Annotated in this window: 5 protein-coding genes; 3 read left to right on the forward strand and 2 right to left on the reverse strand. The window is 64.0% G+C overall.

Translation table 11 applies throughout. The features are described 5' to 3' along the window. Nucleotides 1-64: 64 nt before the first annotated feature. Both ACODRZ_RS20705 and ACODRZ_RS20710 read left to right on the forward strand, forming a co-directional pair. Nucleotides 65-1273: an AAA family ATPase gene (locus tag ACODRZ_RS20705; protein ID WP_488970150.1), complete on the forward strand. Its 1209-nt coding sequence runs from the start codon at nucleotides 65-67 to the stop codon at nucleotides 1271-1273. A gap of 169 nt (nucleotides 1274-1442) precedes the next feature. Then, nucleotides 1443-2420 carry a ParB/RepB/Spo0J family partition protein gene (locus ACODRZ_RS20710; protein WP_488970149.1) on the forward strand — a complete coding sequence of 326 codons (978 nt, stop codon included), beginning with the start codon at nucleotides 1443-1445 and terminating at the stop codon, nucleotides 2418-2420. A gap of 219 nt (nucleotides 2421-2639) precedes the next feature. On the opposite strand, the gene ACODRZ_RS20715 is transcribed toward ACODRZ_RS20710, so the two are convergent. After that, nucleotides 2640-3731: a hypothetical protein gene (locus ACODRZ_RS20715; protein ID WP_488970148.1), complete on the reverse strand. Its 1092-nt coding sequence runs from the start codon at nucleotides 3729-3731 to the stop codon at nucleotides 2640-2642. Between the two features lie 153 nt (nucleotides 3732-3884). Further along, nucleotides 3885-4886 carry a nitrilase-related carbon-nitrogen hydrolase gene (locus tag ACODRZ_RS20720; RefSeq protein ID WP_488970147.1) on the reverse strand — a complete coding sequence of 334 codons (1002 nt, stop codon included), beginning with the start codon at nucleotides 4884-4886 and terminating at the stop codon, nucleotides 3885-3887. Nucleotides 4887-5093: 207 nt separating this feature from the next. Between ACODRZ_RS20720 and ACODRZ_RS20725 the strand changes: the two genes are divergently transcribed. Then, a complete protein-coding gene (locus tag ACODRZ_RS20725; protein ID WP_488986232.1) occupies nucleotides 5094-5987 on the forward strand; it encodes an alpha/beta fold hydrolase in 894 nt (297 codons plus the stop codon). Nucleotides 5988-6000: the final 13 nt, after the last annotated feature.

Below are 6000 nucleotides of genomic sequence, written 5' to 3' on the forward strand. Positions count from 1 at the left end.
GGGTCGTTGCTCGAAACTTCCAACGCGGGTAGGGTCGGGCCTCAAACTCACAAGACGGGTATCTATGGCGACGACCCCTGCTCCTTCTGAAATCAGCGGCGACGAACTGCTGGAAGATAGCCTTGGCCTGCTTCATCGCAAGGCTCTCACCATTCTCAAGCGTATCCGCGACGGCGCGCTCGATCCGGAGACGGGCCATAAGGTCGGCCCTTCCTTCCCGATCTCCAAGGCAGCCTCGCTGGTCGGCCGCACTGCGTCCGCCATTCGTGAGGCCGAGCGCGATGGACGCCTGCCCGAGCGAGATCGCACGGCGTCGGGTCACCGCGTGCAATATACGCTGGAGGAACTCGATCACATGCGCGCCGTCTTCGGCACGCGGCCCTGGCGTGCGCCGGGCGATACCCCGGCGATCCTCTCGGTATCGAACTTCAAGGGCGGCGTCGGCAAGTCCACCCTCGCCCTGCACATGGCGCAGCACTTCGCGATCCGCGGCTACCGCGTGCTGTTCATCGACTGCGATAGCCAGGCCAGTTCGACCATGATGTTCGGCTATCGTCCCGACGTGGACCTGGGAGAGGACGACACTCTCTATGGGCACTTCCATAATCCGGAACTGCTTGGCGTCCGCTCGATCATCCGCAAGACGCACTTCTTCGGACTCGACCTGATCCCGGCCAATCTGAAGCTCTATAATCTGGAGTACGAGATCGCCGGCTACCTGGCCCAGAACCAGAGCTTCGACGTCATCGACATCATTGCCCAGGCCATCGACGAAGTCGTCGACGATTACGACATCGTCGTGATGGACCCGCCGCCGGCGCTCGGCATGGTATCGATGGCGGTGCTCCAGGCCGCCAATGCGATGGTCATTCCGGCGCCGCCGAGCGTCATCGATTTCGCTTCGACCGTCTCGTTCATCGACATGGCCCGGACCACCATGAAGCAGCTGGAGCAACTGGGCGGGCGAGTGCGCCCTGCTTACAATTTCATCCGCCTTGTCGCGAGCCGCGTGGATGACAGCAAGTCCATGCACCGCGAGATCCTGAGTATGATGCGACAGGTATTCGGCGGTTCGATGATCAACTCCGTGCTCAAGGTCAGCGCGGAAATCGACAACGCCAGCTCGCGCATGAAGACGGTCTTCGAACTCGATCGCCCGGTCACCTCGCACGAGGTGCACAACCGCTGCGTTCGCTTCCTCAACGATGTCTGCCACGACATCGAACAGGACGTCCTGCGCACCTGGGCAAGCCGGGCGGGCCGGGTGGATTGAGCAGTTGCCACGTGGCAACGAATAGGAAAATCGCCTTAATTCAAGGCGGTGTGAGTTTCGGTCCGGCTGTTGTCTGCATCCGGTTCGAGAGTAAAAACGGGAATGTGTGTCGGTGTTGCCACGTGGCAACCGACACTGGAACAGGCGCTGCGGCGGACGGGAAGTGACTATGGCAAAGGGCAATCGCGGATTTGGGAGCAGCCTCACCGATGGGCTGGATGACGCGGATCTGGATAACTCGGCGCCCTCGGAAAGCATCATGGCCAGCCGGAGCCAGACCCTCGCACGGCTGGCTTCGGGCAAGGTCGTCACTGACCGGACCGAGTGGGTGGACCCGGCACGGTGCCGTCCCTGGCGGCTCCACAACCGCGACCTCGACCACCTCGACGAGGAGAGCTGCCGCGACCTGATCGATGCGTTCCTCTCGGCGAAGAAGCAGCGCATCCCGGCGATCGTCCGCAGGCTGACGAACGACCCTGACTACGACTACGAGATCATCGCCGGCGTGCGTCGCTGGTGGACGGTCCAGTGGCTGCGGGCGCACCACCATCCCGAGTACGAATACCTCGTCACCATCCAGCATGTATCGGACGAAGAGGCGTTCCGCGTCTCCGACATCGAGAACCGGTCGCGCAAGGACATCTCCGACTGGGAGCGCGCCAACGAATATCTTCGCGCGCTCGATGAGTTCTATGACGGCTCGCAGAGCGAGATGGCCGAGCATCTCAAGATCTCGCGCTCGTGGCTCAGCCGCCTGCTCGACGTGGCGCGGCTGCCTGCGGAGATCGTCGAGATCTTCGCCGATACCCATGACCTCACCGTGCGCGTGGCGCGCGACGTCAAGCCGCTGACCGGTGACCCGCGCGCGCTGGCGTTGATGATAGAGGAGGGCAAGGTCGTGCGTGAGGAGCGCGCGGACCTCGGCGTGAAACTGTCGGGTCCGGAAGTCGCCAAGCGGCTTATCGCGGCGACCGTAGCCAAGACAAAGGCCGGTGGTGGTGAACTGGTGGTCAAGGCCGCGAACGGCAAGCCGATGCTCCGCTACGCCCGGTCGACACGCAGTGGACTGACCCTGAAGATCGTTCCGCGCTCAGGCGCATCTACCGACGAACTGATGACCGCCATTCGCGACCTCATCGAAGGTTGACGTATATTCGGGGCTGATGCGGATAGTGTTGGCCTCGAAATTTCGATTTTTGCCCTCAGGGGCTCGTAGAGCGCCGTTGCGGGATTTATGACCTGCGGGCTGTCTTGCGATCGTTATGGCGCTGAAAGGCCCGTTTGCGAGGAGGTCAAAAACGGGGCAATCCGGTTAAATTGACGCCATCTTGCATTGGGAAGGTCTGCGGGCGCCGGTCGGTCAGGTCTAGCCATCGCCGTGTCGCTCGTCATCGTGACGTGCCAGAAGGCGGTCGATAGCCTCCATCGATGCCTCGTAGTCGGCCAGGGCCGACGTCGAGAATACGCGCGCCTCTGGTTTCGGGGATTGTTCCGAGGCTCTTCGCGTGTTTCGCATTTCCAGCAGGTGCGAACCCGAGATCGTCGTTCGGCTGATGGCGCCCATGGCTTCCCAACTTTCGATCATTCCCGCGACGCCGAGGCGCGAGGCGCCGAGTATCGTCTCGATCTGCCGTGAGCGCAGCGGTCCGAAGCCGGCCAGCAATTCCATCAGCAAGGGTGCTCTCGAATTGCCGCGACGGCCCGGTGCCGGAGTATGGGCGAAGCGGGCGAGAGCATCGGCGTTGCGCATCATAGTCAGCATTGGACCGACTGCGTTCTGCATGGATTCGGCGAAGATGAGCCGGCGCTGCAGGACGTCCGCTTCACTTATGGCGTTGGCTCGGGTGAGGCCGGGAAGGGGGAGGGCGGCACGCAGGTTCCGCTGGTCGAACAGGCGCCGCGAAAAGATCAGGTCGATCGCCCAGAGGGGGGCCTTGAGGGAGGGGACCTCGATCTTGAATTGCCGCAGCGGCGTGGCGAGCCGTGCGGTCGTCCGTTCCGGCGGGGCAAAGTCGATGCTGCCGGCGATCGCGTCGTGGAGCGCTGCCAGGTCGGCAAGGGGGGAGGTCTGCGGGGGCGGCAGGGTGCCGATCAGCAGGCGTGCGGCTTCGAAAATGCGATTGGCCTCGGCGTTCGCGTTCTCGTCGTGGCCCTCCAGTGGGGCGAGCAGGGCGGCCTGCAGCTGGCCCGCGGCGGCGGCGAGCGCCGTATCGCCCCAGTTGGCAAGCTCGGTCAGGATCGCATTGCACAAGGCGCGGGCCGGGCGGGCGCTTCTCGGGCTGTCTTCGGAGAGCGTGGTCAGCCCCGCGAACCAGGCATGGAAGCGCATTTCCGTAAAGCCATGCCCCTCCTGCCGAAGCGCTGCAATCAGGGTGTGGCGCAAGGCCTGCCCGGCAAAGATGCGCAGAGTTGCTTCTGGACAGTACGACAAGGCGCCGCACATGTTGCCGAACGCCATGAGAGCGTCGGCTTCGATGGGGGCTGCCTGGTCATCTTCGAGAGCGGAATTCATGCTTGAGCTACTCGATAAGATCGCGATCTAGCGCAAATTTCCGAGTATATAGATACCTATTTGTATTTAACTATGCAATCACTTGGATGGGCAATCCACTCAGGCCCAGTGCGCATTCAACTTGCGCCATGTATCGGCCTCCATGGCCGCGAGATCGTCGAACGTCGATGGTGCCTGCGCCGGCCATGCGTTGCTGGGCCAATGGAGGTGCGGATCGGGGTGGACCGTCGTGGCTGGCTGGATCTGGGCGAGGAAATTGGCGGACGGCTGGCCGCGCCAGTCCTCCAGCGCGGCGATGTCGATCGTGGCGAGGGTGATTCCGGGCGCACCGTCGGCAGGCTGTGCGATGGATGCACCCTTGTAATCGAAGATGGTCGAAGGGGGTGTGTCGGATGGTCCGGCGATGTTCGCGGTGGCGAGATAGACCATGTTCTCGAAAGCGCGCGCCGGCCTGACGTGGAGCGCGCCTGGTCGCTGCAGATAGTCGAGGTGTGGCGCCGCTGCTATGGGGTTAAGGACCACCTGGGTGCCGTTGAGTGCCAGTGAGCGGCACACTTCGGGCCAGTGCAGTTCCGCCCCGATCGTGCCGCCGAGACGGCCGAGCGGCGTGTCGATCACGGGGTGGAAAGCGCGCTCTCCGAAGACCTCGACGAAGCGGTCATGCACGTCGATCGGGCTGGTCCGCAGGGAGAGGGAATAGCCCTTGCGGTGGACGAGGGCGATCCCGTCGTCAGGGCCGACGATGACACAGGAGAGGAAGTGGCGGCCGGGAAAGGCTTCATGGCGCTCGGGCACTTGCACCGCGATCCATGCGCCGGTGCGGCGGGCGGTTTCCGCGATCCGCTCGATCTCGCGGCCGGGCAGGGCGAAAGCGGCGTCGTGCCAGGCCTCGGGGGAAACCATGGCGTAGCCGGTCACGCCGAACTGGGGGAACACGACCAGCCGCGCGCCGTGATCGCCGGCCGCCCGCTCGGTCAGGTCGATGGTCTGCGCGATGTTGTGGTCGATCGCGGCGCGGTCCACGGCGCCGTTCGCGAACACGCACTGCGGCGCGGAGGCGCAGGCGGCGAGCACATAAGGCGGGGGCGTGGCGTGGCGCATCGTGGTCTCCCTCTGTCGGTTCGGCGCGTTCGATAGCGCGATTTCCCGCTGCTCATTCGTGGAGGAAGCGCCGTTTGCCCGCCTGCCGGAGACATTGGCTCGCGAAGTGTGGCGCCATGCGGTGCGGGTATGGCTCATTGCAATCTACTGATTGGAGCCGCGCCGTGCTCCCCGTCATCATCGGCGTTTCAGCACAGGGGATCATGGATGAGCGACAGGGATCGGGCCGAGCGTAAAGGCAAGCGCCGGGTGGGCAGGATCGTCGGCGGCGTGGTGGCGGCGGTGGCGCTGGTCGCGGCCGGAACGCTGGGCACGATGCGGCTTGGCTGGTGGAATCCCAGCTACGATCAGGTCGTGGCCGAGCAGGCGACCGGGCCGTCGAAGTTCGAGATGGTCGGCGACGTCAAGCTGCATGTCCGCGACGAAGGGCAGGGGCCGGTTATCCTGATGCTCCACAGTTCGATGTCGAACCTGCGGATCTGGGACGGCTGGGCCGACCAGCTCAAGGGCTCCTACCGCGTGATCCGCTTCGACTGGCCGCCTTACGGGCTGTCGGTCGATCCCCGTGCCTCGCAGGGGATGCCGAGCGTCGTCGAACTGATCGAGCGTTTCGTGAAGCAGAAGGGCCTCGGCAAGTTCGTCATCGTCGCCAGTTCCAGCGGGGCGACGATCGCGACGATGTACACCGCGCGCCACCCCGATCAGGTGCGGGCGCTGGCGGTCTCCACCCTGCCGCTGAAGGCGCCGCCTCCGACCGAGACTTCGGCTCTCGTTTCATCGGTCCTGTGGGTGCACACGAACCTCGTGCCCAACTACATGCCCGAGTTCTTCTATCGCTATTCGCTGACCGAACTCTACGGCCGGCCCGAGCGGCTGAAGCCCGAGACGGTGCACTGGTACTACATGACCAACAACATTCCCGGCGGTTTCGCGCGGGTGAAGACCTACTACGAGGCGAACACCAAGGCTGTCTGGAAGTCCGGCGCGGGCGATGCTGCGGCGGCGGTGAAGGTGCCGGTGCTGCTGCAGTGGGGCGACCGCGACATCGTCATCCCCAAGTGTCACGCGACAAAGTTTCCAACATCGGGTGTAAACTATTGAATTAAAGTCATAT

The organism is Novosphingobium sp. FG90 (assembly GCF_057808725.1).

Coding starts and splice junctions, on each gene's coding strand:
- ACODRZ_RS20705 (WP_488970150.1), top strand. CDS start 65: ATGGCGACGACCCCTGCTCCTTCTGAAATCAGCGGCGACGAACTGCTG.
- ACODRZ_RS20710 (WP_488970149.1), top strand. CDS start 1,443: ATGGCAAAGGGCAATCGCGGATTTGGGAGCAGCCTCACCGATGGGCTG.
- ACODRZ_RS20715 (WP_488970148.1), bottom strand. CDS start 3,731: ATGGCGTTCGGCAACATGTGCGGCGCCTTGTCGTACTGTCCAGAAGCA.
- ACODRZ_RS20720 (WP_488970147.1), bottom strand. CDS start 4,886: ATGCGCCACGCCACGCCCCCGCCTTATGTGCTCGCCGCCTGCGCCTCC.
- ACODRZ_RS20725 (WP_488986232.1), top strand. CDS start 5,094: ATGAGCGACAGGGATCGGGCCGAGCGTAAAGGCAAGCGCCGGGTGGGC.